The sequence below is a fragment of the Streptomyces sp. AP-93 genome, assembly GCF_022808175.1.
GTDB lineage: Bacteria > Actinomycetota > Actinomycetes > Streptomycetales > Streptomycetaceae > Streptomyces.
On the sequence record NZ_JALGBX010000012.1, the window covers coordinates 143,466 to 169,193 of the forward strand.

A 25,728-nucleotide genomic window follows, 5' to 3' on the forward strand; every position below is an offset into this window, starting at 1 on the left:
CCTGCGCCGCGCGCTCACCCGTACCGCGCGCCTACGCGGCCGGCGGGGGAGTGCCGTCCGCCCACAGCAGGCGGAAGGACAGCAGGGTCAGCCGCCACCCGGCGGGGGTGCGCAGGGCCTCGCCGTTGACGAAGGTGCCGGTGGTGAACAGCGGCGCGAGCACGCCCTGCGGCGGGACGTGGCGCGGGTGGTGCACCTGCGTGGAGATCAGGTTGGCGCGCAGGGTGGCCCGGTCCCCGTCCAGGACGACCACGGCCGGGGAGCCCAGGTGCTGCGTGGCGGCGAAGGCCGACAGGGCCTTGCGGTGGAACCCGGCCATGCCCTCGGTGCCCTCGTGCCGGCTCATCGGCGGGAAGGCCACCACCGCGTCCGGGGTGAACAGCTCCGCCGCCCAGGCGTCGTCGAGCTCTTCGTCGTCGAGGGAGACCAGATAGCGGTTCAAAAGGGCTGCCACAAGAAGGCTTGCGGTGCCGGATTCTTCGAGGATTTCGGTGGAGGTCATCCCTGAGGATTCGCCCGGCCCGGCCCGTCCGGGCAAGCCCGCCTGACAAAGATCTGACATTGCCGACGCTTTTCTGTCATTGATTTGTCGAAGGTCTGTATCACTCGCTCTTTACGCCCCGCCCGGCCCCTCGCGATACTAGCCGAACACCAGTGGGAAGAGGCGGGATGAGCAGCTTTGATGTAGATGCCATTGTTGTGGGAGCCGGGCCCACCGGACTCATGCTCGCAGGCGAGCTGAGGCTCAATGGAGCCTCGGTGATAGTCCTTGACAAACTTGCCGAGCCAATTAGGGAATCCCGGGCTCTCGGCTTTTCTGCGCGGACCATCGAGGAATTCGCCCAGCGCGGCCTGATAGCCCGCTTCGGCGAGGTCGGCGTCATTCCGGTCGGCCACTTCGGCGGGGTCCCGCTCGACTACCAGGTCATCGAAGGCGGCTCGTACGGCGCCCGCGGCATCCCGCAGGCCCGCACCGAGGGCATCCTCGGCGGCTGGGCGCGCGAACTGGGCGCCGAGATCCGCCGCGGCGTCGAGGTCACCGGCCTGGCCCAGGACGACGAGGGTGTGACGGTCACCGCGCAGGGCGCGGACGGCACCCTCACCCTGCGCGCCCGCCACGTGGTGGGCTGCGACGGCGCCCGCAGCATCGTGCGCAAGCTCGCCGGCATCGACTTCCCCGGCACCGAGCCGTCCCTCGAGCTGCGCTTCGCGGACGTGGCCGGCGTACCGCTGCGCCCGCGCTTCAGCGGCGAGCGCGTCCCCGGCGGCATGGTGATGGTCATCCCCATGGGCCCGGACCGCAGCCGCGTCATCTACTTCGACAGCGCCGAGCCGCTGCGCAAGAGCCCCGAGGCGATCACCTTCGACGAGGTGGTCGAAGCCTGGCAGCGCCTGACGGGCGAGGACATCAGCGGCGCCACGCCGCTGTGGGTCAGCTCCACCACCGACAACAGCCGCCAGGCCGCCGAGTACCGGCGCGGCCGGGTCTTCCTGGCCGGCGACGCCGCCCACATCCACCTGCCCATCGGTGCGCAGGGCATGAGCGCGGGCGTCCAGGACGCGGTGAACCTCGGCTGGAAGCTCGCCCTGGACATCCAGGGCCGGGCGCCCGAGGGCCTGCTCGACACCTACCACGCCGAGCGGCACCCGGTCGGGGCCCGGATCCTGACCAACACGCTCGCCCAGCGCATCCTCTACCTCGGCGGCGACGACATCACCCCGATGCGCGAGGTCTTCGCCGAGCTGGTGGACCACCACGAATCGGTCCGCCGCCACCTCGTCGGCATGGTCACCGGCCTCGACATCCGCCACGACGTCGGCGCGGGCGACCACCCGCTGCTCGGCCGGCGCCTGCCCGACCGGGCCCTCGTCGTCGACGGCGAGAAGACCTCGGTCTTCGCGCTGCTGAACGCCGGGCGCGCCGTGCTCCTCGAGATCGGCGCAGACCACGGCCTGGGCGAGACGGCCGCCGGCTGGGCCGACCGCGTCGAGGTGGTCCGCGCCGACCAGCCCGACTGCGACGCCCCGGTGGCCGGCATCCTCGTCCGCCCCGACGGCTACGTCGCCTGGCTCGCGCCCGAAGGCGCCGGCTCCGAAGGCCTCACCGACGCTCTCGACCGCTGGTTCGGTCCCGCCAACTGAGCGCGCCCCGTCCCGCCCGTCCGAACCCTCCATAGGAAGCGAACAAAAATGGCTTTCATCTCCCTCGAGGACAAGCACCTGACCGTCCTCAACCTCTTCACCACCGACGCGCCTGAGAAGCAGGACAGCCTGGTCGAGGAGATGCGGAAGATCGTCGACGCGGCGACGTACGAGGGCTGGATGAACAGCACCGTGCACGCGGGCGTCGACAGCCTGGGCACCTGCAACTTCATCCAGTGGCGCAGCGGCGAGGACCTGGAGCGGCGCTACGAGGGCGAGGAGTTCAAGCACCGCACCCTCCCCGTCTTCGGCGAGATCACCACCTCGATCAAGCTGCTGCAGAACGAGGTCGCCTACACGCTGACCTCGGACGCCCTCGGCGGCAAGGTCGAGATCGGCCCGCACCGCGACGACTACACCGTCCTCGGCGTCTACTCCGTGACCGACGACGGCCAGGACGAGGCCATCGACGCCCTCGGCAAGGGCCAGGACTTCTTCGCCGAGGTCCCCGGCTTCCGCTCGCACGTGGTCCTCAAGGGCCTGCGCGCCCGCGGTCTGGACGGAAAGTTCGTCGTCTCCTACGCGCAGTGGGACAGCAAGGAGGCCTACGAGGCCTACCGCGACCGGGCCTCGGAGCAGCAGTCCGCCGCGCGCCAGGAGGCGCAGAACCGCGTCGCCGCCGTCTCCTCCGGCGCCCCGTACATCAACTCGTACACCGTGGTGCACTCCCGCTCCGCCGGCGAGTGAACCGGAGCGTTCCCCACGGCAAGACGGGACCGCAATGCCCCGGACGCCCGGCACCCCGCTCGGGGAGCCGGGCGTCCCGCGTACATGCCCCCCATCCATGAGAAGGCGCGCGGCGCACCCGCTCCGGCGGAATTCGAGAATCCCCCGTGCGGCGCGCTATCGCCAGGCGGGACCGTCGAGGTCGGTGGCGAATTCAGGCCACGCAGGCCGCGCCTGCACCGCGCTCTCCCGCGCACACGCTGAGGAGCCAAATCGTATGCACAGCACGTTGATTGTCGCCCGGATGGCAGCAGCCTCGTCCGCCGATGTGGCAAAGCTGTTCTCCGAATTCGACGCGACGGACATGCCCCAGCGCATGGGAACGCGGCGCCGCCAGTTGTTCTCGTACCGGGGCCTGTACTTCCACCTCCAGGACTTCGACGAGGACAACGGCGGCGAGCTGATCGAGCAGGCGAAGGGCGACCCGCGCTTCGTCGGGATCAGCGAGGACCTCAAGCCCTTCATCGAGGCCTACGACCCCAAGACCTGGCGCTCACCGGCCGACGCGATGGCCACACGCTTCTACAGCTGGGAGACGCCCGCGTGACCCGCCGACGCGTTGTCATCACCGGAATCGAGGTGATCGCCCCCGGTGGTGTCGGCAAGGAGAAGTTCTGGAACCTGCTGAGCGAGGGCCGCACCGCCACGCGCGGGATCACCTTCTTCGACCCCTCGCCCTTCCGTTCCCGGGTGGCCGCCGAGATCGACTTCGACCCGTACGCCCACGGGCTGACCGCGCAGGAGGTGCGCCGCCTGGACCGGGCCGCGCAGTTCGCGGTGGTCGCCTCGCGCGGCGCGGTCGCCGACAGCGGCATCGAGCTGGGCGGGATCGACCCGCACCGCATCGGCGTCACCGTGGGCTCCGCGGTCGGCGCCACGATGGGCCTCGACGAGGAGTACCGGGTCGTCAGTGACGGCGGCCGGCTCGACCTGGTCGACCACACCTACGCGGTCCCGCACCTCTACAACCACATGGTGCCGAGCTCCTTCGCCTCCGAGGTCGCCTGGGCCGTGGGCGCCGAGGGCCCCTCCACCGTGGTCTCCACCGGCTGTACCTCCGGCCTCGACTCGGTCGGCTACGCCGTCGAGCTGGTCCGCGAGGGCTCGGCGGACGTGGTGATCGCCGGCTCCTCGGACGCCCCGATCTCCCCGATCACCATGGCCTGCTTCGACGCCATCAAGGCCACCACCCCCCGCCACGACGATCCGCAGCGCGCCTCGCGCCCCTTCGACGGCACCCGCAACGGGTTCGTGCTGGGCGAGGGCACCGCCTTCTTCGTGCTGGAGGAGCTGGAGAGCGCCAAGAAGCGCGGCGCGCACATCTACGCCGAGATCGCCGGCTACGCCACGCGCTCCAACGCGTACCACATGACGGGCCTGCGCCCCGACGGCCTGGAGATGTCCGAGGCCATCAACATCGCCCTCGGCGAGGCCCGCCTGAACCCCGAGGCGATCGACTACATCAACGCGCACGGCTCGGGCACCAAGCAGAACGACCGGCACGAGACGGCCGCCTTCAAGCGCAGCCTCGGCGACCACGCCTACCGCACGCCGGTCAGCTCCATCAAGTCGATGGTCGGGCACTCGCTCGGCGCGATCGGCTCCATCGAGATCGCGGCGTCCGCCCTGGCCATGGAGTACGACCTCGTACCCCCCACGGCCAACCTGACGACGCCCGACCCCGAGTGCGACCTCGACTACGTCCCGGTCAACGCGCGCGACCAGCTGGTCGACGCGGTTCTCACGGTCGGCAGCGGATTCGGCGGCTTCCAGAGCGCCATGGTGCTGGCCAGCCCCGAGAGGAGCCTCGTATGACCGCGTCGGTGGTGGTCACCGGCCTCGGTATCGCCTCCCCCAACGGGCTGGGCGTCGAGGACTACTGGTCGGCGACTCTTGGCGGCAAGAACGGCATCGGCCGGATCACCCGCTTCGACCCGTCGAGTTACCCCGCCCGTCTGGCGGGTGAGGTCCCCGGCTTCGTCGCCGAGGACCACCTGCCCTCGCGCATCCTGCCGCAGACCGACCGGGTCACCCGGCTCGCGCTGGTGGCCACGGACTGGGCGCTGCAGGACGCGGGCGTCGACCCCGCGCAGATGTCCGAGTTCGACATGGGCGTCATCACGGCCTCGGCCGCGGGCGGCTTCGAGTTCGGCCAGGGCGAGCTGCAGAACCTGTGGGGCCGGGGCAGCCAGTACGTCTCGGCGTACCAGTCCTTCGCCTGGTTCTACGCCGTCAACAGCGGGCAGATCTCGATCCGCAACGGCATGAAGGGCCCGGCCGGCGTCGTGGTCAGCGAGGGAGCCGGCGGCCTCGACGCCGTCGCCCACGCCCGCCGCCAGATCCGCAAGGGCACCGCGCTGATCGTCACCGGAGCCGTCGACGCCTCCATCTGCCCGTGGGGCTGGGTGGCCCAGCTGTCCACCGGCAAGCTGTCCACCAGCGACGAGCCCGCCCGCGCCTACCTGCCCTTCGACCGCGACGCCCGCGGCTTCGTGCCGGGCGAGGGCGGCGCGATCCTCATCACCGAGGACGCGGACGCGGCGCGCGCCCGCGGCGCCCGCATCTACGGCGAGGTCGCCGGCCACGGCTCGACGATGGACCCCAGGCCCGGCAGCGGCCGCGAGCCGGGCCTGCGCAAGGCCATCGAGCTCGCCCTCGCCGACGCGGGCGCCGTCGCCGGCGACGTCGACGTCGTCTTCGCGGACGGCGCCGGCGACCCCGCGCTGGACCGCATCGAGGCCGAGGCGATCAGCGCCGTCCTCGGAGCCCGGGCCGTCCCGGTGACCGTGCCCAAGACGATGACCGGACGCCTGTACTCGGGCGCGGCCCCGCTGGACCTGGCCGCCGCCTTCCTCGCCATCCGCGACGGGGTCATCCCGCCCACCGTGCACGTCGACCCGTGCCCGGACTACCCGCTCGACCTGGTCCTGGGCCAGCCGCGCCCGGCACCGGTGCGCACCGCGCTGGTCCTGGCCCGCGGCAGCGGCGGGTTCAACTCCGCCATGGTCGTGCGCGCCGCCGAGTAGGGCGGACTCGTCCGCACGTACGCCACCACCCACGCAGCATCATGATGAAAGGGACATCCACCATGGCCACCAAGGCGTTCACCCTCGACGACCTCAAGCGCATCCTGAAGGAGGCCGCGGGCGTGACCGAGGGCGTCGACCTGGACGGCGACATCCTCGACACCGAGTTCGACGTGCTCGGCTACGAGTCCCTCGCCCTGCTGGAGGCCGGCAGCCTCATCGAGCGCGAGTTCGGCATATCCCTCGACGAGGAAGCCGTCAACGACGCCCACACGCCGCGGACCTTCATCGACGTCGTCAACACGCAGCTGGCCGCCCCGGCCACGGCAGCCTGAAGGGACCCGGACATGACCCAGCACGCCACCCCCAAGGTCGCCGTCGTCACCGGCGCCACCAGCGGCATCGGCCTCGCCTCGGCGCGTCTGCTCGCCTCGCAGAACCACAAGGTGTTCATCGGCGCCCGCAACGCCGACAACATCGCCGCCACCGTCAAGGAGCTCCAGGCCGAGGGCCTGGACGTGGACGGCGCGGTCGTCGACGTCCGCGACACCGCCTCGGTGGACGCCTTCGTCCAGGCCGCCGTCGACCGCTTCGGCACCGTCGACGTCGTGGTCAACAACGCCGGCCGGTCCGGCGGCGGACCGACCGCCGACATCGCCGACGAGCTGTGGCAGGACGTCATCGAGACGAACCTCAACAGCGTCTTCCGCGTCACCCGCGCCGTGCTCACCACCGGCGGCATGCGGGGCAAGGACCGCGGCCGGATCATCAACATCGCCTCCACCGCGGGCAAGCAGGGCGTCGTCCTCGGCGCTCCGTACTCCGCCTCCAAGCACGGCGTCGTCGGCTTCACCAAGGCACTGGGCAACGAGCTGGCCCCCACCGGCATCACCGTCAACGCCGTCTGCCCCGGGTACGTCGAGACCCCGATGGCCCAGAAGGTCCGCCAGGGCTACGCGGCCGCCTACGACACCTCCGAGGACGCCATCCTCGAGAAGTTCCAGTCGAAGATCCCGCTCGGCCGCTACTCCTCCCCGGAGGAGGTCGCCGGCCTGGTCGGCTACCTGGCCTCGGACACCGCCGCCTCCATCACCTCGCAGGCGCTCAACGTCTGCGGCGGCCTGGGCAACTTCTAGCAGGGCCCGCCCCCACGCACCCACCGCACACCACCTGAGGAGAACCCGCCATGACCACGCGTGAGGTCGAGCACGAGATCACCGTCGGCGCCCCGGCCGCCGCCGTGTACCAGTTGCTCGCGGACGTGACCAACTGGCCGCGCATCTTCCCGCCCACCATCCACGTGGACCGGGTCGAGGCCGAGGGCGCCGAGGAGAAGATCCGGATCTGGGCGACCGCCAACGGCCAGCCGAAGAACTGGACCTCGCGCCGCACCCTGGACCCGGAGGGCCTGCGCATCACCTTCCGCCAGGAGGTCCCGGCGGAGCCCGTCAAGCACATGGGCGGTACCTGGATCATCGAGCCGCTCGGCGAGGCGCAGTCCCGCGTCCGGCTGCTGCACGACTACAGCGCCATCAACGACGATCCCCACGACCTGCTGTGGATCCAGCGGGCGGTGGACAAGAACAGCACCTCCGAGCTGGCCGCGCTCAAGGTCAACGTCGAGGCGGCGCACGCCGCGGAGACCGAGGAGCTGACCTTCTCGTTCACCGACACCGTCCAGGTCGCGGGCTCCGCCAAGGACGTGTTCGACTTCATCAACGAGGCCCAGCTGTGGGCCGAACGGCTCCCGCACGTGGCCGTGGTGCGCCTCGAGGAGGACACCCCGGGCCTGCAGGAGCTGGAGATGGACACCCGCGCCAAGGACGGCTCGGTGCACACCACCAAGTCGTACCGGGTGGTCTTCCCCCACGACAAGATCGCCTACAAGCAGGTCACCCTGCCGGCGCTGATGACCCTGCACACCGGCGAGTGGATCTTCGCCGAGACCGACGAGGGCACCGCCGCGTCCTCGCAGCACACCGTCACCATCAACACGGAGAACATCGCGCGCATCCTCGGCGACGAGGCCACCGTCGCCGACGCCCGCGCGTACGTGCACACGGCGCTGTCCACCAACAGCTCCGCCACCCTCGCGCACGCGAAGGCCTACGCCGAGTCGAAGGCCTCCTGAGCGTGGCGCCCGACCGTGTGACGGGCGGCGCCGAGCCGGCACCGGGCGGCGCGGGCCGCCCGGACCGGCTCGACACCGAGGTGCTCGTCGTCGGGGCCGGCCCCGTCGGCCTGATGCTCGCCGCCGAACTCGCCCGCGGCGGCGTGGACGTGGTCGTGGTCGAGAGGCGCCACGCCCCCTCCACCGAGTCCCGGGCCTCCACGCTGCACGCCCGCACCATGGAGATCCTCGACGCGCGGGACCTGCTGCCCGACGTCGGCACTGCGCCCAACGAGCCGCGCGGCCACTTCGGCGGCCTCCCGCTCGACCTCTCCCTGCCCAGCACCCACCCGGGCCAGTGGAAGGTGCCGCAGACCAAGACCGAGGCGGTCCTGGAGGAGTGGGCGATCTCGCGCGGCGTCGACATCCGGTGCGGCCACGAACTGGCCGCCGCCGGCGAGGTCGGCGAGTACGTCGAGGCCGAGGCCGTCGGACGGGACGGAGTCCTGCGGCTGCGCGCCCGCTACCTGGTCGCCTGCGACGGCGAGGACAGCACCGTACGGCGGCTGACCGGGGTGGACTTCCCCGGCCACGACGCCGGCCGGGAACTGCTGCGGGCCGACGTCGACGGCATCGACATCCCCAACCGGCGTTTCCAGCGCCTGGAACGGGGCCTGGCCATCGCCTGGCGCAACGACGAGGGCGTCACCCGCGTCATGGTCCACGAGTTCGGCTCTACGGCCGGCCCGCGCACCGCGGACGCCTCGTTCGAGGAGGTCGCCACCGTCTGGAAGCGGGTCACCGGAGAGGACATCAGCGGCGGTACCCCGCTGTGGGTGAACTCCTTCGGCGACGCCTCCCGGCAGCTCGCCTCCTACCGGCACGGGCGCGTCCTGTTCGCGGGGGACGCCGCCCACCGGCAGATGCCGGTCGGCGGCCAGGCCCTGAACCTCGGTCTCCAGGACGCCTTCAACCTCGGGTGGAAGCTCGCGCTCACCGTGCGCGGGCTGGCTCCCGAGGGCCTCCTCGACACGTACCACGAGGAGCGGCACGAGATCGGCCGCCAGGTCCTGGCCAACATCCAGGCCCAGGCCCTGCTGCTGCTCGGCGGCCCCGAGGTGGAGCCGCTGCGCGAGCTGGTGGTCGAACTGACCGGCCTGGAGGACGTACGGGCCCACCTGGCCGGGATGATCAGCGCACTCGACGTGCGCTACCCGGTGCCCGGCCCCGCGCACCCGCTGCTCGGCGCCCGGCTGCCGCACACCGTCGTGCGGTCCGGCGGGCGCGAACTCGGCAGCACTGCCGAGCTGCTGCGCGCCCGCGGCGGTCTGCTGCTCGACGTGGGCGGGACCGGCGTACGGGTGCCCGCCGGCTGGGCCGACCGGGTCACCGCGGTCGCCGGCGACCCGGAGCCCGGCTCGCTCCCCGGTGAGCCGGGAGCCGTTCTCGTACGGCCCGACGGCCACGTGGCGTGGGTGGGCCGGTACGGCGACGGGCTGGCCGAGGCGCTCGACCGCTGGTTCGGCCCGGCCCGCCCACCGGCCCCCTGAGGGTCGTCCCCACGAGCACGTCCGCACCCCGCCGCACACCCACTCACAACCCAGTCTCCAGTGATCTTCACTGCTAGGAAGGACACCCCCATGGAAGGGACCGAAGGGACCGCGGCGGACACCGACGTCATCGTCGTCGGCGCCGGCCCGACCGGACTGATGCTCGCGGGCGAACTGCGCCTGGGCGGAGCCCGCGTCGTCGTGATCGAGAAGCTGGCGGCGCCGACCGGGCAGTCCCGTGGCCTGGGCTTCACCGCCCGTGCCATGGAGGTGTTCGACGAGCGCGGGCTGCTGCCCCGGTTCGGCCAGGGCGAGACCCTCGCCACCAGCCCCGTGGGGCACTTCGGCGGCGCCCAGTTCGACTTCACCGTCCTCGAGGACGCCCACTTCGGCGCCCGCGGCATCCCGCAGGGGCAGACCGAGGCCGTGCTGGAGGGCTGGGCCGCCGAACTCGGCGCCGAGATCCGGCGCGGCTGGGACTTCGTCTCCCTCGCCGACGGCTTCCTCGACGGGGACCACGTCGAGATCACCGTCCGTACGCCCGAGGGCGACGAGCAGCGGCTGCGCGCCGCGTACCTGGTGGGCGCCGACGGCGGCTCCAGCCGCGTCCGCAAGGCGGCCGGCCTGGAGTTCCCGGGCACCGACGCCACCCAGGGCATGTACCTCGCCGACGTCACCGGCTGCGCCCTGCGGCCGCGGTTCCTCGGCGAGCGCCTGAACAACGGCATGGTGATGGCGGCCCCGCTCGCCGAGGGCGTGGACCGGATCATCGTCTGCCCCGACGGCCGCCCGGCGCACGACCGCGAGCGGACCGTCACCTTCGAGGAGGTCGCCGAAGCCTGGCAGAGCATCACCGGCGAGGACATCTCGCACGGCGGCGCCGACTGGGTCTCCTCCTTCACCAACGCCACCCGCCAGGCCTCCGAGTACCGGCGGGGCCGGGTGTTCGTGGCCGGCGACGCCGCGCACATCCACCTGCCGGCCGGCGGCCAGGGCCTGAGCACCGGCGTGCAGGACTCGGCCAACCTCGGCTGGAAGCTGGCCGCCGTGGTCCGCGGCGACGCCCCCGCGGCGCTGCTCGACACCTACCACTGCGAGCGGTGGCCGGTCGGCCGCCGCCTGTTGGCCAACACCCGTGCCCAGGGGATCGTCTTCCTCGGCGGCGCGGAGTCGGACCCGCTGCGCGAGCTGTTCGCCGAACTGGTCCGGTACGACGACGTCAAGCGGCACCTGGCCGGAGCGGTCAGCCACCTCGACATCGCCTACGACCTCGGCGCGGGGGAGGACGCCCACCCGCTGGTCGGCCGCCGGATGCCACCGCGGCTGCTGGTCGGCGCCGACGGCGAGCAGCGCACCGCGCGACTGCTGCACGCGGGCCGGGCCGTGCTGCTCGACTTCGCCGACGATGCCGGGGCGCGCCGTACGGCAGCCGGCTGGCAGGGCCGCCTCGACGTGCACACCGTGTCCGCCAAGCCGGTCGACGGCCCGGACGTACTGGCCGGCGTCCCGGCGCTGCTGGTCCGTCCCGACGGGTACGTCGCCTGGGCCGGCGAGCCCGCGCAAGGACTCGCGGCCGCACTGGAGCGGTGGCTGGGAGCCGCTTCCGCCTGACCTCCGCAGAGCGCCGCAGCCCCCGCCCCGCCGGCCGACCGGCGGGGCGGGGGCTGCGGCGTGCACGGCCGCGCCGGTGGCACGCGGAAAGCCCCGGTTCCGCGTCGGGGGTGTCGCGGAACCGGGGCTGCTCAGGGGGTGCGTCAGACCGCGACGGCCTCCACGACCGAGACGGCCGCGGCGGTCTCCACGACCCGCTCCAGCTTGAAGCCGGCCTTCGCCACCAGCTCCGCGTACTGCGACCGGGTGCGCTCCTTGCCGCCCACGAGCAGCAGCAGCCACAGGTCGACGAGCTTGCCCGAGTGCGGCTCGTCGCCCTCCGGGACCACCATCTCCACCAGCAGCAGCTTGCCGCCCGGCTTGATCGCGGCGCGCACGTTCCGCAGGATCTGCAGAGCCTGCTCCTCCGGCCAGTCGTGCACGATGTGCTTGAGGACGTACGCGTCGGCACCCGACGGCATCGGGTCGAACAGGTCGCCGTCGGCCAGGACCACGCGGTCCGCTACGCCCTGCGCCGCCAGGAACTCCGCGGCGCCGTTCCCGGCGACGCGCGGGTCCGAGAGGATGCCCTTGGTCTCGGGCGCGCTGCCCAGGATGCCGGCCAGCAGCCCGCCGTTGGCCCCGCAGAAGTCCAGGACCGTGCCGAACTGCGAGAAGTCGTAGGCGGCCACGACCGGTACGGTCTCGGTGGAGGACATGTTCCCCATCCCGCCGATGAACACCGCACCGTATTCCGGGTTCTGCATGAGGTATTCGAAGGCGCCCATTCCACGGCGCTTCGGCAGGCTCGGCTCGCCGGTCCGCACCGCCTCCAGGAAACCGTTCCAGTCGTCCCAGTGCGTCGGGTGGCCCATCAGCACGCAGATGTCGCGCATCGTCATCGGGTGGTCGGCGCGCAGCGCGTCGGCCATCGGGGTCAGCGCCCAGAGGCCGTCGTCCTGGCGCGTGAACACGCCCTGGGTGGCGAGCAGGCGCAGCACCCGGCCCAGCGCCTCGGCGTTCGCGCCGACCTCCGCGGCCAGGTCTTCGACCGGTCGCGGACCGGCCTGCAGGGCCTCGGCCACGCGCAGTTCGGCGGCGGCGTACAGGGCCTGGGTCACCATGGAGCCCATGGCCAGTTCGAGGAGGGCGAACGGGGGCGGGGCCAGCTCCCGGACCTGCTTCTGCAGGTCCGCCCGGGTCTTCTCCGCGGCGCGGACGACTTCGGGGGGCGGCACAGCGGGCATGAGTTTCCTCCATGGCAGAAGAGCGAGAGTTCTGTCCCAACCGCCGGAAGGGACCCGTCCCGCCACCATAGGGAGGGGGAGTGGACCCGCCCTGGAAAGCGACTTGGAGCCATCTGGAGCGGCGCGGACGCCGGACGGCCGGCCCAGAACTGCTCGGCGGCCGCTCGACGCGGGCCGGAGACCGGTTCGTCCGGGACGAAGTACTCGGCATCCTTGGCCCGGCATCGCCTTGCGCAGTCCGACGCACCTGGAGGCCGTCCGTGTCCGTTCGTACCGAGCCCCCCCTCGCCGAAGACCGGACCGCTGTGTGGCTGACCGGGGCCGGCGCCGCGCCCGAGCGGGCCACCGCCCCCGCCGAGGTGTAGGCCCGTGCGCTTCCGCCACCGCGACGGCACCACCGTCCACCTCTCGTACTCGACCACCGTGCACCCGGCCGAGACCCTTGACGGGCTCCTCGCCCAACTGGGCGCGTACTGCGAGCCGGTACGCCGTCGACTGGGCCTGGAGCGGCTCGGCATCGGGCTGTGGCTGGCCGCGGACGCCGTCCGCGCCCTCGACGCCGGCCCTCGCGCGCTCGCCGCCCTGCGCGGCGACCTCGACCGGCGCGGCCTGGAGGTCGTGACCCTCAACGGATACCCGTACCAGGGCTTCGGCGGCGAACGGGTCAAGTACCGGGTCTACCGCCCGGACTGGGCCCAGGCCCAGCGCTACGAGCACACCCTCGCCCTCGCCCGGATCCTGGCCGCCCTGCTGCCCGAGGACGCTGCCGAGGGCACGATCTCCACCCTCCCGCTGGCCTGGCGCACCGTCTACGACGACGAGCGCGCCGCCCGCGCCCGGACGGCCCTGGCCGGCCTCGGCGCCCGTCTGGACGACCTCGCCGACGCCACCGGCCGCTCCATCCGCATCGCCCTGGAACCCGAACCCGGCTGCGCCGTCGAGACCACCGCCGAGGCCATCGCGCCCCTGCGGGCCATCGGCCACGACCGGATCGGCATCTGCGTCGACACCTGCCACCTGGCCACCTCCTTCGAGGAGCCGGGGCCCGCGCTCGCCGCCCTGGCCGAGGCCGGCGTCCCGGTCGTCAAGAGCCAGCTGTCGGCCGCCCTCCACGCCGAGCACCCCGGCCGCCCCGAGGTCCGCGCGGCCCTCGCGGACTTCGCGGCCTGCGGGGAGTCCCGGTTCCTGCACCAGACCCGCACCCCAGCCGCCGACGGCCTGCGCGGCACCGACGACCTCGGCCCCGCCCTGGCCGGCGGGGCCCTGCCCGAGATCCGGCCCTGGCGCGCCCTGTTCCACGTACCGCTGCACGCGACCCCCGCCGCGCCCCTGACCACCACCCTGCCCGTCGTGAACGAGGCGCTGGCCCACCTGGTCGGCGGCGAACGGGCGCTGACCGGGCACCTGGAAGTGGAGACCTACGCCTGGCAGGCGCTGCCGCCCGCCCTGCGCCCGCGCACCGCGGAGCAGCTCGTCGACGCCGTCGCCGCCGAACTCGCCCTCGCCCGCGACCTGCTGACGGAGCACGGCCTGAAGGAACTGCCGTGACCCCCCCACCGCCCCGGCGGCGGCCCCGCCGCGCACCGCGCACCGGCAGTCGCCTCGCGCGGGTGAGGAAGAGACCTCAAGGATCGCTTGAGCGATCCTGCGGTCCCGCTGCACCGCCCTGCGACCCCCCTGTTCTTTCCTGTTGATCAACCGTCTGTATGGAGGAATCGAAAATGGCAAAGAGCGCGATCATCGTGGGCGCTGGGCCGGTCGGTCTGATGCTCGCGGGTGAGCTGCGGCTCGGCGGCGCGGACGTCGTCGTCTACGACAAGCTGCCCGCCCCCAGCGGCGAGTCGCGCGGCCTCGGATTCACCAGCCGTACCGCGGAGGTCCTCGACCAGCGCGGGCTGCTCGACCGGCTCGGCGACATCCGCTGGGGCAAGCAGGGCCACTACGGCGGTGTCCGCATCGACTTCTCCCTCCTGGACGAGAGCCACTTCGGCGTCATGGGCCTGGCCCAGTCCGTCACCGAGGACGCGCTCGGAGCCTGGGTCGCCGAGCTCGGCGTCGAGGTGCGCCGCGGCTACGAGCTGACCACCCTGACCGAGACCGAGGACGGCGTGGTCCTCGGCTTCCAGGGCCCCGACGGGTACACCGAGGCCACCGGCACCTACGTCGTCGGCTGCGACGGCGGCAAGTCCACCGTGCGCACCCTGGCCTGCATCGACTTCCCCGGCGACGAGGCCACCCGCGGCATGTACCTGGCCGACGTCGTCGGCGCGGACGTGCGCATGCGGCCGATCGGCGAGCGCATCGAGGGCGGCGGCATGGTGCTGTCCGTCACCCTGGAGCCGGGTGTGGACCGCATCGTCATCCACGAGGCCGGCGTCCGCCCGCACCACGGCGAGGGCGAGCTGGAGTTCTCGGAGCTCGCCGAGGCCTGGCAGCGCCTGACCGGCGAGGACATCCACGGCGCCTCCGCCTCCTGGATGTGCGCCCTGACCAACGCCACCGGCCTGGCCGCCCAGTACCGCAAGGGCCGCGTCTTCCTCGCCGGCGACTCCGCCCACGACCACGCCCCGCTCGGCGCCCAGGGCGTCAGCGTCGGCCTCCAGGACGCCGTCAACCTCGGGTGGAAGCTCGCCGCCGTGCTCGGGGACCGGGCCCCGGAGTCCCTGCTCGACACCTACCACGCCGAGCGCCACCCGATCGGCGAGGAGCTGATGCGCGACGTGCACTCCATGTCGCTGCTGTACCTCGCCGGCGAGGAGATGGAGCCGCTGCGCACCGTCGTGCGCGAACTCGTCACCCTGCCCGAGGCCGCCCGGCGGCTCGCGGGCCGCGTCTCCGGCCTGCACATCAAGTACGACGTGGGCGCCGGGGGACACCCCTTCCTGGGGCTGCGCCTGGCCCCGCACCGAGCCGTCGAGCGCGCCGACGGCAGCCGCACGAAGGTCGCCGAGCTCCTGCACGCAGGCCGCGGCGTGCTCATCGTCACCGGCGGGGACGGCGGCCCGGCCGAGCTCGCCGCCCGCTGGGCCGGCCGCGTGGACGTCGTCACCGGCGCCTGGGCCGACCAGGAGGCCGACCACCACGACGCCCCGCAGGCCGTGCTGGTCCGCCCCGACGGCTACATCGCCTGGGCGGCGCCGACCGGCGACGACCTCGAAGCGGCCCTCACCCGTTGGTTCGGGGCGCCCGCGGCCCTCTGACGGCCGCCGCACGACACCCCGCTCCACCCCGCAGCTTTGATGTTTGAGGAGTAGGACATGGCAAAGGGCGCGATCATCGTCGGCGCCGGGCCGGTCGGGCTGATGCTCGCCGGCGAACTGAAACTGGGCGGCGTGGACGTCGTCGTCTTCGACAAGCTCCCCGCCCCCAGCGGCGAGTCCCGCGGCGTGGGCTTCACCCGCCGAGCGGCCGAGGTCTTCGACCAGCGCGGCCTGCTGGAGCGCTTCGGCGACGTCGAATGGGCCCAGGGCCACTTCGGCGGGGTCCACATCGACTTCTCCAAGCTGGACGACAACCACTTCAGCGTCCGCGGCATACCGCAGTTCCGCACCGAGGAGATCCTCGAAGGCTGGCTGAAGGAGCTGGGCGTCGAGGTCCGCCGCGAACACGAGGTGCTCGGCTTCCGCGAGACCGGGGACGAGATCGTCGTCGAGTACGAGGGCCCCGCCGGCCGCGGCGAGGAGAGCGCCCGCTACCTGGTCGGCTGCGACGGGGCGCGCAGCATCGTCCGCCGGCTCGCCGGCATCGACTTCCCCGGCTGGGAGCCCACCCGCGGGATGTACATGGCCGACATCGTCGGGGCGGACGTACGCCAGCGCCCCATCGGCGAGCGCGTGCCCGGCGGCATGGTCATGGCCTTCAACCTGGAGGACGGCGTCCACCGGATCGTCATCCACAACGAGTCGCTGCGCCCGCCGGAGGACAAGAGCGGCCTCACGTTCGAGACCATCGCCGACGCCTGGCAGGACATGACCGGCGAGCGCCTGCACGACGCCGAGGTCCGCTGGGTCAGCTCCTTCACCGACACCACCCGCCAGGCCGCCCAGTACCGCAAGGGCCGGATCTTCCTGGCCGGCGACGCCACCCACATCCACATGCCGGCCGGCGCGCAGGGCATGAGCGTGGGCGTGCAGGACGCGGTCAACCTCGGCTGGAAGCTGGCGGCCACCCTCAACGGCTGGGCGCCCGAGGGCCTGCTCGACACCTTCCACTCCGAGCGGCACCCGGTCGGGGAACTGCTCATGCGCAACACCCGCGCCCAGACCAAGCTCTACCTCTCCGGCGAGGAGATGGAGCCGCTGCGCGCGGTCATGCAGGAATTCGTCCAGGACGTCGCGGTGGCCCGCCACCTGGCCGGCCAGGTCTCCGGCCTCGACGTGCGCTACGACATGGGCTCCGGCAGCCATCCGCGGCTCGGCCTGCGGCTGCGCCCCGACACCCCGCTCAAGCTCACCGACGGCAGCCCCGCCACCGTGCGGGACCTGCTGGGGCCGGCCCGCGGCGTGCTGTTCGTGACCCCCGCGGCGGCCGGCGCGGACGCGCTGCGCGCCACCGCGGCGCGCTGGGGCGACCGGGTGGACACGGTCACCGGCGACTGGGCCGAGGGCGAGGGGTACACGTCGGACGCCCCGCACGCGCTGCTGGTCCGCCCCGACGGCTACATCGCCTGGGCCGCCCCGGACGAGGCCGGCCTGCACGAGGCGCTGGAGCGCTGGTTCGGAGCCGTCTGAGGGACGTTCCCCCGGTGAGGACGCCCCGCCGCCAGGGCCGCGGCGCGCGGGGCTGACGGCTCGCCCCGCAGTCCGGCCCGAGAGCACCCCGAGAGCACCCCCGCCTCACGCGAGGGGTGGGCAACCGTTGGTTCTTGGGTCCACTCTTGTGAGTGATGGTCCATTTGGGTGAGTGTCGTTACGGTCGTCTGTATGGATCTCAAGGAGTCGGCGAGGGTACGGGGTGTACGTCCCCAAGGTGCGTATCGCTGGTTCCGTGAGGGCAGTTGGCTGACAGTATTCTGTGCCACCTTGCACGGACAGCGTTCCGCAAGGAACCGGGCGCGCAGGGCGCTGGAGGCGGCGGCCGGAGATGGCTGAGTCGGCCAAGAAGTTGCGCACGATCGCTCCCTCCTTTGTGGCGCTTGGTCCGTCCGGTGTGGCGGTACGCGACCGCCTCAAGCGCCTGACTGCCGAGGACGAGGAAGTCCTCCACCTGGTGGGCGCGCATCAGGGCGCCCTGGCTTCCCGTGACCTCAAGCAGCGTTGCGCGGACGGCACAGACCACTCCACCGACACGTGGGCGGCCCGGAAGCGGGGGCTGACGAAGGCATCCTCGTCGCGGATCGCCGGGGCGATCACCAAGGCCAGCCACGATCAGTGGGCACTCGCCCGCCGCTGCCAGGCCGCGCATATCCAGAACCTGGCTGCCGGTATCAAGACGCTGAAGCACCGTCTCGCCCTGTCCATCGGGGAGAAGGGCAGCAAGCGTGCGGCGGGCGGCTACCGCTCCAGGAGCGAGTGGTTCAACAAGTCCCGGCGTCTCGTAGCCCTAGAGGCGCGGCATGCGGCTGGTGTGGCCGACTGGCGGGCGGGTCGGGTCCGGGTGGTGCGGGGTGGGAAGCGTCTGGCGAACACCCGGCACAACCTGGCCGAGGCCCAGCTCAGGGAGGAGCAGTGGCGTGCCCGCTGGGAAGCCGCACGCTGGTTTCTCGCCGCTGATGGCGAGTCCGGGAAGCGGTTCGGGAACGAGACGATCCGCGTCACCCCCGACGGCGAGATCAGCATCAAACTCCCCGCCCCGCTCGCGCACCTGGCCAACGGTCGGCACGGGCGGTACGTCTTGGCCTGCCGGATCGCGTTCGCGCACCGAGGCGCGGAATGGGCCGACCGCATCACGCTGAATCAGGCCGTGGCCTACCGCATCCACCTGGACGTCACACGCGGCCGCTGGTACCTGACCGCCTCCTGGCAGCGCCCCGTCGTTCAGACCGTGCCACTCGCTGCTGCCCGCGCGAACGGGATGGTCGGTGTCGATACCAACGCCGGCCACTTCGCCGCCTACCTGCTCGATCCGCACGGCAACCCGATCGGCGATCCGCACCGCTTCCCCTACAGCCTGTCCGGCACCGCTGATCACCGGGACGCCCAGATCCGGCACGCCATCACGAGGCTGCTGCACTGGGCGAAGAACACCGGCGTCCGCGCCATCGCAATCGAGGACCTCGACTTCACCACCGAGAAGACCCGGGAGAAGCACGGCAGCAGGAAACGCTTCCGGCAGCTCATCTCCGGGATCCCGACCGGCAAGCTCAAGGCCCGACTCGTCTCGATGGCCGCCGAACACGGCCTCGCCATCGTCGCGGTCGACCCGGCCTACACCTCCAAGTGGGGAGGCCGGCACTGGCAAAAGCCGCTGGTCACCCCGCGCCGCAAGATGTCCCGTCACGATGCCGCAGGCATCGCGATCGGACGACGCGCCCTCGGAAACCCGATCCGGCGTCGGACGGCACCGCCCCCACACGACCAGAGCGATCGTGTGGGGCATCGGACCGCCCAGGCCGCACCAGGCACCCGCAGGCGTGACGGAAACCGCCCACCCGCAACGGACCGGCTCCACGGAGAGCCGACGCCGAGTGGGAAGAGAAAGCGGGGACCCAGTGCATCCAAAACCGTTCGGGATGCACCCAGTACGCACCAGTGGGTCCAAGACTCACTCCTGCACACTGGCTAGGAACGGTGCTTTCGCGTGTCACGCGTTCCCGACCGTTTCGGAAGGCGCCCGAAACCGGTCCAGGACCGGTCTTCCACTCGAATCCGAGCCCTGGTTGAGCGGCGGGACCGACCGTTGGCGGACACCACCCTGACCCCCGGGGAGCAGGCCGGGCCGGCACACCGGCGGGGCCGACGCTGCGGCGCCGCGGTCCAGCCGTCCCCCGTCTCCTGAGCGGAGTGCTTCGTGAGTAGCGGACGTATGGAAGTGTGCCTTGTCGGCGCCGGACCCCGCGGGCTGTCCGTACTGGAACGACTCTGTGCACAGGAGCGGAGGTCCCCCCGCTGGGACCAGCTGACCGTGCACATCGTGGAACCGGACCCACCGGGCTCCGGCCGGGTCTGGCGTCCCTCCCAGTCCCGGCACCTCCTGATGAACACCGTCGCCTGCCAGGTCACGGTCTACACCGACGCCAGTGTGGCCATCGAAGGGCCGCTGGAAGAGGGCCCGAGCCTGTACCAGTGGGCCAAGGCGCTGGGCCCCAGCGCGCTGACGCCCGGAGCGGGCACGGCGTACGACGACGAGACCCTCGCCGAGGCCCGGGACCTGGGTCCGGACACGTACCCCACCCGCGCCCTGTACGGCCAGTACCTGACCTGGGTGTTCGGCCGGGTGACCGCGAGCGCGGCCGCGCACACCACCATCCGCGTGCACGCCTCGCGCGCCGTGGCCCTGGAGGACGCCGAGCCCGGCGCCGGCCCCGCCGGGGCGCAGACCGTGCTCCTGGAGGACGGCACCCGGCTGACGGGCCTGGGCGCGGTGGTGCTCGCGCAGGGCCACGTACAGGTGCGTCCGACCGACAGGGAGCGGGAGTTCGCCGCGTACGCCGCCCGGCACGGGCTGACCTACATCGCGCCGAGCAACCCGGCGGACGTCGACCTGTCCACCGTCGCCCCCGGCGAGACGGTGCTGCTGCGCGGCCTGGGCCTGAACTTCTTCGACTACATGGCGCTGTTCACCCACGCCCGCGGCGGGCTGTTCGAGCGCGTCGACGGCCGCCTGGTGTACCGCCCCTCGGGCCGCGAACCACGGCTGTACGCGGGATCCCGCCGCGGCGTGCCCTACCAGGCGCGCGGCGAGAACGAGAAGGGTGCGCACGGCCGCTACCACCCGCGGCTGCTCACCACCGCATTCGTTGCGGCCCTGCGCGCCCGGGACCGCGGCGGGGAGCCGATCCGCTTCGGCGCCGAACTGTGGCCGCTGATCTCCAAGGAAGTGCGCACCCTCTACTACGAGACGCTGCTCGCGCAGCGCGCGGAGCCGGCCGCGGTGGCCGCCTTCGCGGAGGCGTTCCTGCGGGCGGAGGGGGACGCGGCCGAGGACGTGCTGCTCACCGCGGCCGGTATCGGCGACGAGGAGACCTGGGACTGGGACACGGTCGCCCGGCCGTACGGCGAGCAGGTCTTCCGGGAGCTGGCCTCCTTCCGCGGCTGGCTGCGCGGCTACCTCGACGAGGACGTGCGCCGGGCCCGGGAGGGCAACGTCAGCGGCCCGTACAAAGCGGCCCTGGACCTGCTGCGGGACCTGCGCAACGAGCTGCGCCTGGCGATCGACCACGGCGGCCTCGACGCCGACTCGCACCGCGACGAGCTCGACCGCTGGTACACGCCGCTCAACGCCTTCCTGTCGATCGGTCCGCCGGCCTCCCGCATCGAGGAGATGGCCGCCCTGATCGACGCGGGCATCCTCGACGTGACCGGTCCGGGGCTGCGGGTGGCCACCGACCCCCTCGACCCCGCGGGCCCGGCCTTCGTCGGCACCTCTTCGGACATCGCCGACCTGCGGGTGCGGGCCACGGTGCTGATCGAGGCCCGGCTGCCGGAGATCGACGTGCGGCGCACCGCCGATCCGCTCATGAACCGGCTGCTGAGCACCGGTCAGGCCCGGACCCACCGCATCGCGGGCGCCGACGGCTCGACCTACGAGACCGGCGGCCTGGCCGTCTCGCAGCGCCCGTACCACCTGCTCTACGGACAGGGGGTGCCGCACCTGCGGCGGTTCGCGTACGGGGTTCCCACCGAGTCCGTGCACTGGGTGACCGCGGCCGGCATCCGGCCGGGCGTGGGCTCGGTGACGCTGGAGGACTCCGACGCCATCGCGGCGGCGGTGCTGGCACTGCCGGAGCCGCGCCCCGCGCTGCGGCTGCCCGGGGCGCCGGCGGTCGCGGCGGGGCCGGCGCTGTCCGGCAACGCGGGTGCGGGAGCGGTCGCGTGAGCCGGACCGCCGCCCACACCACCTGCCCGGACACGGGGCTGCTGTCCCCGGTCCGGGCCGGCACGCCCGTCGAGGCCGCCGTCGCCGACGACGCCTGGGTCCAGGCGATGCTCGACGCCGAGGCAGCGCTGGCCCGCGCCCAGGCGCGGTGCGGCACGGTCCCGCCCGCGGCGGCCGCCGTGATCACCGCCGCCGCCCGGGCCTCGAACTTCGACACCAGGGAGCTGGCGCTGGCCTCGCGGGAGACCGCCAATCCGGTGGTGGCCCTGGTCGCGGCGCTCACTGCGAGGGTCGCGGCCCGCTCGCCGGAGGCGGCCGAGTACGTGCATCGCGGCTCCACCAGCCAGGACGTCTTCGACACCGGCGCGATGCTGGTGGCGACCCGGGCCCTGCGGCTGATCGTCGCGGACCTCCATGCGGTGGCCGACGCCCTCGCCGGGCTGGCGGCCGAGCACCGGGACACGGTGATGGCGGGACGCACCCTCGCCCTGCACGCCGTACCCACCACCTTCGGGCTGAAGGCGGCGGGCTGGCGCCAGCTGGTCCTGGAATCCGCCGAGCGGCTGGAGCGGCTGGCCGGGGGCGGCCTGCCGGTCTCCCTGGGCGGCGCGGCGGGCACCCTGGCCGGCTACCTCCAGTACGCGGGCGACGACGCCGACCCCGCGGCCGTCCTGGCCGAACTGGTGGCCGCCTTCGCCGACGAGACCGGGCTGGCCGCACCGGTGCTCCCCTGGCACGCGCTGCGCACGCCGGTCGCCGACCTGGGCGCGGCCCTCGCGCACACCACCGGGGCCCTGGGGAAGATCGCCGCGGACGTGCTGGTGCTGGCCCGCACCGAGATCGGGGAGGTGGCCGAGCCGGCGGTGGCCGGGCGGGGAGCCTCCTCGGCGATGCCGCACAAGCGCAACCCGGTGCTTTCGACGCTGATCCGCTCCGCCGCCCTCCAGGTCCCGGCGCTGGCAGCCGTACTCGCGCAGTGCCTGCCGCACGAGGACGAGCGGTCGGCGGGGGTCTGGCACGCCGAGTGGCAGCCGCTGCGCGAGGCGCTGCGGCTGACCGGCGGGGCCGCGCACACCGCCGTGGAGCTGGTCCGCGGGCTCACCGTGTGCCCCGGCCGGATGGCGGTCAACCTGGCGGCCACCGGCGGGCAGCTCGTCTCCGAGCGGGTCTGCGCCGTGCTCGCCCCGAAACTGGGCAGGGCGGCCGCGAAGGAACTGCTCACGCGGGCGTCGCTGCGGGCGGCCGAGACGGCCCGCCCGCTGGCCGACGTACTGGCGGAGTCCGACGAGCTGCGGGGGGTGCTCACGCCCGCGGAGCTGACCGCGCTGCTCGACCCGGCCGGTTACACCGGTGCGGCCGGGCCGCTGGTCGACCGGGCGCTGGCCGACCGGGCGCCGGCCGACCGGCCGCCGGGCGACGGGGCGTTGGCCGCCTCGCCGCCGACGCCCGGGAAGGCGGTGGGCCGCACCGCCTGCGTGTTCTGAGGACGGGCGCGGGCGCGGGGGCGAGGCGTCAGACGGTGCTGAGGCGTCGGACGGTGCCGAACTCAGACGGTGCCGAGGCGGAAGCCGACGCCGCGGACGGTGACGATCCAGCCGGGGTTGCCCAGCTTGCCGCGCACGCTGCTGACGTGGGTGTCCACGGTGCGCCGCGACCAGGAGTTGCCCCACACCTGCTGCAGCAGCTGCCTGCGCGGGACGACGGTGTCGGGATGCTGCGCCAGCAGGCACAGCAGGTCGAACTCCTTGCGCGTGAGGGTGACGGGCGCGCCGTCGACGGTCACCTCGCGGGAGCCGACCTCGATGCGCAGCCGGCCGTGCCGGATCTCCTGGGCCGGGCCCGCGGCGGCCGCCGGCTGCCATTGCGTGCGGCGCATGACGGCCTCGATCCGGGCCATCAGCTCGCGGACCCCGAAGGGCCTGGTGACGTAGTCGTCCGCGCCCGCCTGGAGCCCGAGGACGCAGTCGATCTCGGACTCGCGGGAGGTGACGATGATGAGCGGCACCCGGCTGACCGACCGGATCGCCCGGCACACCTCCAGCCCGTCCAGGTCCGGCAGTTCGAGGTCGAGCAGGACGAGGTCGGCGCTGCCGTAGGCCTGCAGGGCCGCGCCGCCGTGGGCCGCCCTGCTGGAGGTGTGGCCGTGCCGGCGCAACTGGTGCGACAGCCCGTCCCCGGCATCGGCGCCCACGATCAGGATGCGCCGGCCGGAGACCGCGGGCGCCGGCCGGGGGGCGGCCACGCCGAGTCCGCCCGGGAGCGACGTCTGACCCGGGGCGGCCGGTCCGGGCACGCTCTGGACGGGGCTCCTCTGGCCGAGCGCGTGCTGCCCGAGCGCGTGCTGGCCGGGGGGCCACACGCCAGGGGATCCGGAGCGCGGCGGCCGCGTCTCCCGTACCAGCGCGCGGGCCGGCGGCCCGTCGTGCTCGGGGTGCGGAGCGGACGTCTGGTGCTCCGGCAGTGCCTGCGTCTGAACCTGACTCATGCCTCCCCCGGGGGGTCGTGGCGAGGCGGGACCGGTTCGGCCGCCTGCCGCGCCGAGGCTAGCGGTGTGCGGTCGAATCCTGGTGCAGCGCCGGTCCAGGGTCCGCCCGGCCGCTCGCCGGTCCGGTCCGCGCCGGCCCGCCCCCTACACCGCGAACACCTCGGTGACGGCGTGGTTCGGGTCGCCCGCCCGCAGGTGCATCTCGCCCACCCCGGGCAGCATGACCACGGAGGCCACCGTCCTCTCCAGGCTGTAGATCCCGTGGTCGGCGATGCACACCGGCGGCCGGGACAGCACCGAGAAGTGCCTCTCCACCGTGGCCACCGGGCCGATGCGGGTCAGTCCCTTCGTCACGGCCTCCAGCCGCGCGTCGGAGTTGACGCGGTCGGGCGCCGACTGCCGGTCGAGCGGGGTGAAGTCCGCGTGCAGGAAGTGGTTGGTGTGCGCGGCCTCCCGCGAGGCGGGCTCGGTCACCCGCAGCTCGGTCCCGCACACCTCGGCGTACACCGCGCGCCGCCGGTCGCACAGCATCAGGTTCCGCGAGCTGGACAGGGTGAGCCCGGCCAGCATCTCCAGGGCCTCGTCCACGCTTCCGGCACCGTCCAGCAGGTGACGGATGGCCAGGTAGGGGGTGAGGCTCGGCCGCCACTGGCCGTCGGTCGTCAGGTTCACCCCGATGGCCAGCCCGTCGCTGTTCATGCCCAGGTAGCCGAGCATGCCCGCGAAGCTGAGCACCGTCACCCGGCGGGGCGCCCCCGCCCGGGCCAGCGACAGCACGGCGATGTGGCTGTCGATGTACGCGTTGAGGTCCACCGTCTGCGCCAGTACCGGTCGGCCCGCCGGCCAGGTGCGCGCGTACCCCGTGCAGTCCCCGGCGCTCGGCATGCCGGTGTACCCCATCACCTCGCGGCGCAGCTGCAGCAGCCACGCCTTGTCCTCGGAGATCCCGGCCCCCGCCGCCAGCCCCGCGACCTCCTCGGCCAGGTCCGGGGCCGCCGCCGTGATCTCCGACCGGTACGCGGAGATCGACGGCAGCAGCCCCGTGAGCGTCAGCGGCCCGTCGGCGAGGTGGTCGAGCCGCGCCATGCCGTCGCTGAGGAAGGCGCGCAGCGGGCCGGCGAGTGCGGCCCCGTGGGCGCGGCCCAGTTCGAAGGGGGTGCCGTCGGCCTTGACGTACGCGACGCTCATGCGGAGGCAACCGCCTGCTTCGGGCCCTGGGAGAGGGCGCCCAGCACCTGCGGCCACTCGGCGCGCAGGATGCTGTAGAAGACCGCGTCGCGGCGGCGCCCGCCCGGCATGTAGTTGTAGGAGCGCGCCGTGCCCTCCTCGGTGGCGCCGATGTTGCGCAGGCCCTTGCGGGCCTGGACGTTGAGCTCGTCCGTCTTGAACTCCACCCGCTCGGCCTCCAGCACCTCGAAGGAGTGCTGGAGCAGCAGCAGCTTCGCCCAGTGGTTGATGCCCTTGCCGCGGAAGTCGTGGCCCAGCCAGGAGGCCCCGATCTCCAGCCGGCGGTCCTTCTCGGCGAAGCTCAGCAGGCTCATGCTGCCCGCGATCCGGCCGCTCTGCTTGTCCCGGATCACGTAGACGGCGCGGCGGCCGGCCGCGTGTTCGGCGAGGTTCGAGGCGAAGAACGTCTCGAAGTCCGCCTCGTCGCCGACGACGACCGTGAAGTAGCGCCAGATGTCGGGGTCCATGGCCACGGCGCGGATGCCCTCGCGGTCGGCCTCGCCGAGCGGGGTCAACAGGACGTGGTCGTTCTCCAGGCGGGTGGCGGCGTTTTCGGCCCAGTTCATGCTCTGACTCCGGTGGTGGGTGT

At 73.1% G+C, this 25,728-nt stretch carries 21 protein-coding genes; 16 read left to right on the forward strand and 5 right to left on the reverse strand.

The features are described from left to right. Positions 1 to 31: 31 nt before the first annotated feature. Positions 32 to 502, reverse strand: coding sequence for a nuclear transport factor 2 family protein (locus tag MTF69_RS21160; RefSeq protein ID WP_243336512.1), 471 nt, complete (start codon positions 500 to 502; stop codon positions 32 to 34). 167 nt (positions 503 to 669) lie between these two features. Here MTF69_RS21160 and MTF69_RS21165 point away from each other — a divergent pair, with 167 nt between their 5' ends. The 10 genes from MTF69_RS21165 to MTF69_RS21210 all read left to right on the forward strand — a co-directional run bounded on the left by MTF69_RS21165 (position 670) and on the right by MTF69_RS21210 (position 11,225). Beyond that, the gene (locus MTF69_RS21165) at positions 670 to 2,142 is read left to right on the forward strand and encodes an FAD-dependent monooxygenase (RefSeq protein WP_279346029.1); all 1,473 of its coding nucleotides are present in this window, start codon (positions 670 to 672) and stop codon (positions 2,140 to 2,142) included. A gap of 48 nt (positions 2,143 to 2,190) precedes the next feature. Beyond that, positions 2,191 to 2,889, forward strand: a complete 699-nt coding sequence (locus MTF69_RS21170; protein WP_243336513.1) for an antibiotic biosynthesis monooxygenase — start codon at positions 2,191 to 2,193, stop codon at positions 2,887 to 2,889. Positions 2,890 to 3,145: 256 nt separating this feature from the next. Next, positions 3,146 to 3,475: a TcmI family type II polyketide cyclase gene (locus tag MTF69_RS21175; protein ID WP_243336514.1), complete on the forward strand. Its 330-nt coding sequence runs from the start codon at positions 3,146 to 3,148 to the stop codon at positions 3,473 to 3,475. Next, entirely contained in the window at positions 3,472 to 4,743 is a 1,272-nt protein-coding gene (locus MTF69_RS21180; protein WP_243336515.1) for a beta-ketoacyl synthase, read from the forward strand. Before MTF69_RS21175 ends, MTF69_RS21180 begins: the two co-directional genes overlap by 4 nt. Beyond that, positions 4,740 to 5,954, forward strand: a complete 1,215-nt coding sequence (locus MTF69_RS21185) for a ketosynthase chain-length factor (RefSeq protein ID WP_243336516.1) — start codon at positions 4,740 to 4,742, stop codon at positions 5,952 to 5,954. Before MTF69_RS21180 ends, MTF69_RS21185 begins: the two co-directional genes overlap by 4 nt. A gap of 62 nt (positions 5,955 to 6,016) precedes the next feature. Further along, positions 6,017 to 6,289, forward strand: coding sequence for an acyl carrier protein (locus tag MTF69_RS21190; RefSeq protein WP_243336517.1), 273 nt, complete (start codon positions 6,017 to 6,019; stop codon positions 6,287 to 6,289). A gap of 12 nt (positions 6,290 to 6,301) precedes the next feature. Continuing rightward, complete coding sequence (fabG, locus tag MTF69_RS21195) at positions 6,302 to 7,090, forward strand: 3-oxoacyl-ACP reductase FabG (RefSeq protein ID WP_243336518.1); 789 nt, start codon at positions 6,302 to 6,304, stop codon at positions 7,088 to 7,090. Between the two features lie 50 nt (positions 7,091 to 7,140). Continuing rightward, the gene (locus MTF69_RS21200; protein ID WP_243336519.1) at positions 7,141 to 8,085 is read left to right on the forward strand and encodes an aromatase/cyclase; all 945 of its coding nucleotides are present in this window, start codon (positions 7,141 to 7,143) and stop codon (positions 8,083 to 8,085) included. 2 nt (positions 8,086 to 8,087) lie between these two features. Next, positions 8,088 to 9,614: an FAD-dependent oxidoreductase gene (locus MTF69_RS21205; protein WP_308401436.1), complete on the forward strand. Its 1,527-nt coding sequence runs from the start codon at positions 8,088 to 8,090 to the stop codon at positions 9,612 to 9,614. A gap of 90 nt (positions 9,615 to 9,704) precedes the next feature. Beyond that, positions 9,705 to 11,225 carry an FAD-dependent monooxygenase gene (locus MTF69_RS21210; RefSeq protein WP_243336520.1) on the forward strand — a complete coding sequence of 507 codons (1,521 nt, stop codon included), beginning with the start codon at positions 9,705 to 9,707 and terminating at the stop codon, positions 11,223 to 11,225. A gap of 143 nt (positions 11,226 to 11,368) precedes the next feature. On the opposite strand, the gene MTF69_RS21215 is transcribed toward MTF69_RS21210, so the two are convergent. Beyond that, a complete protein-coding gene (locus tag MTF69_RS21215; protein WP_243336521.1) occupies positions 11,369 to 12,451 on the reverse strand; it encodes an acetylserotonin O-methyltransferase in 1,083 nt (360 codons plus the stop codon). A 369-nt stretch (positions 12,452 to 12,820) separates the two neighbouring features. On the opposite strand from MTF69_RS21215, the gene eboE reads away from it, so the two are divergent. From eboE to pcaB, 6 genes are all read left to right on the forward strand, one after another. After that, a complete protein-coding gene (gene eboE, locus MTF69_RS21220; protein WP_243336523.1) occupies positions 12,821 to 13,999 on the forward strand; it encodes a metabolite traffic protein EboE in 1,179 nt (392 codons plus the stop codon). A 173-nt stretch (positions 14,000 to 14,172) separates the two neighbouring features. Then, a complete protein-coding gene (locus MTF69_RS21225) occupies positions 14,173 to 15,651 on the forward strand; it encodes an FAD-dependent monooxygenase (RefSeq protein WP_243336525.1) in 1,479 nt (492 codons plus the stop codon). A gap of 57 nt (positions 15,652 to 15,708) precedes the next feature. Further along, positions 15,709 to 17,181 (forward strand): FAD-dependent monooxygenase, encoded by a 1,473-nt coding sequence (locus tag MTF69_RS21230; RefSeq protein WP_243336527.1) that lies wholly within the window; start codon positions 15,709 to 15,711, stop codon positions 17,179 to 17,181. A gap of 352 nt (positions 17,182 to 17,533) precedes the next feature. Continuing rightward, a complete protein-coding gene (locus tag MTF69_RS21235) occupies positions 17,534 to 19,174 on the forward strand; it encodes a transposase (protein WP_243336528.1) in 1,641 nt (546 codons plus the stop codon). Positions 19,175 to 19,399: 225 nt separating this feature from the next. Beyond that, positions 19,400 to 21,427: an FAD/NAD(P)-binding protein gene (locus MTF69_RS21240; RefSeq protein ID WP_374323482.1), complete on the forward strand. Its 2,028-nt coding sequence runs from the start codon at positions 19,400 to 19,402 to the stop codon at positions 21,425 to 21,427. Continuing rightward, positions 21,424 to 22,911, forward strand: a complete 1,488-nt coding sequence (pcaB, locus tag MTF69_RS21245; RefSeq protein WP_243336532.1) for a 3-carboxy-cis,cis-muconate cycloisomerase — start codon at positions 21,424 to 21,426, stop codon at positions 22,909 to 22,911. The genes MTF69_RS21240 and pcaB overlap by 4 nt, the downstream gene beginning before the upstream one ends. A 62-nt stretch (positions 22,912 to 22,973) precedes the next feature. Here pcaB and MTF69_RS21250 read toward each other — a convergent pair whose 3' ends face one another. The 3 genes from MTF69_RS21250 to MTF69_RS21260 all read right to left on the reverse strand — a co-directional run bounded on the left by MTF69_RS21250 (position 22,974) and on the right by MTF69_RS21260 (position 25,705). Further along, on the reverse strand, positions 22,974 to 23,912 hold the full coding sequence (locus MTF69_RS21250; RefSeq protein WP_374323484.1) for a response regulator transcription factor: 939 nt from the start codon (positions 23,910 to 23,912) through the stop codon (positions 22,974 to 22,976). Between the two features lie 144 nt (positions 23,913 to 24,056). Next, entirely contained in the window at positions 24,057 to 25,100 is a 1,044-nt protein-coding gene (locus MTF69_RS21255; protein WP_243336533.1) for a C45 family peptidase, read from the reverse strand. Then, positions 25,097 to 25,705, reverse strand: a complete 609-nt coding sequence (locus MTF69_RS21260) for a GNAT family N-acetyltransferase (protein ID WP_243336535.1) — start codon at positions 25,703 to 25,705, stop codon at positions 25,097 to 25,099. The genes MTF69_RS21255 and MTF69_RS21260 overlap by 4 nt, the downstream gene beginning before the upstream one ends. Positions 25,706 to 25,728: the final 23 nt, after the last annotated feature.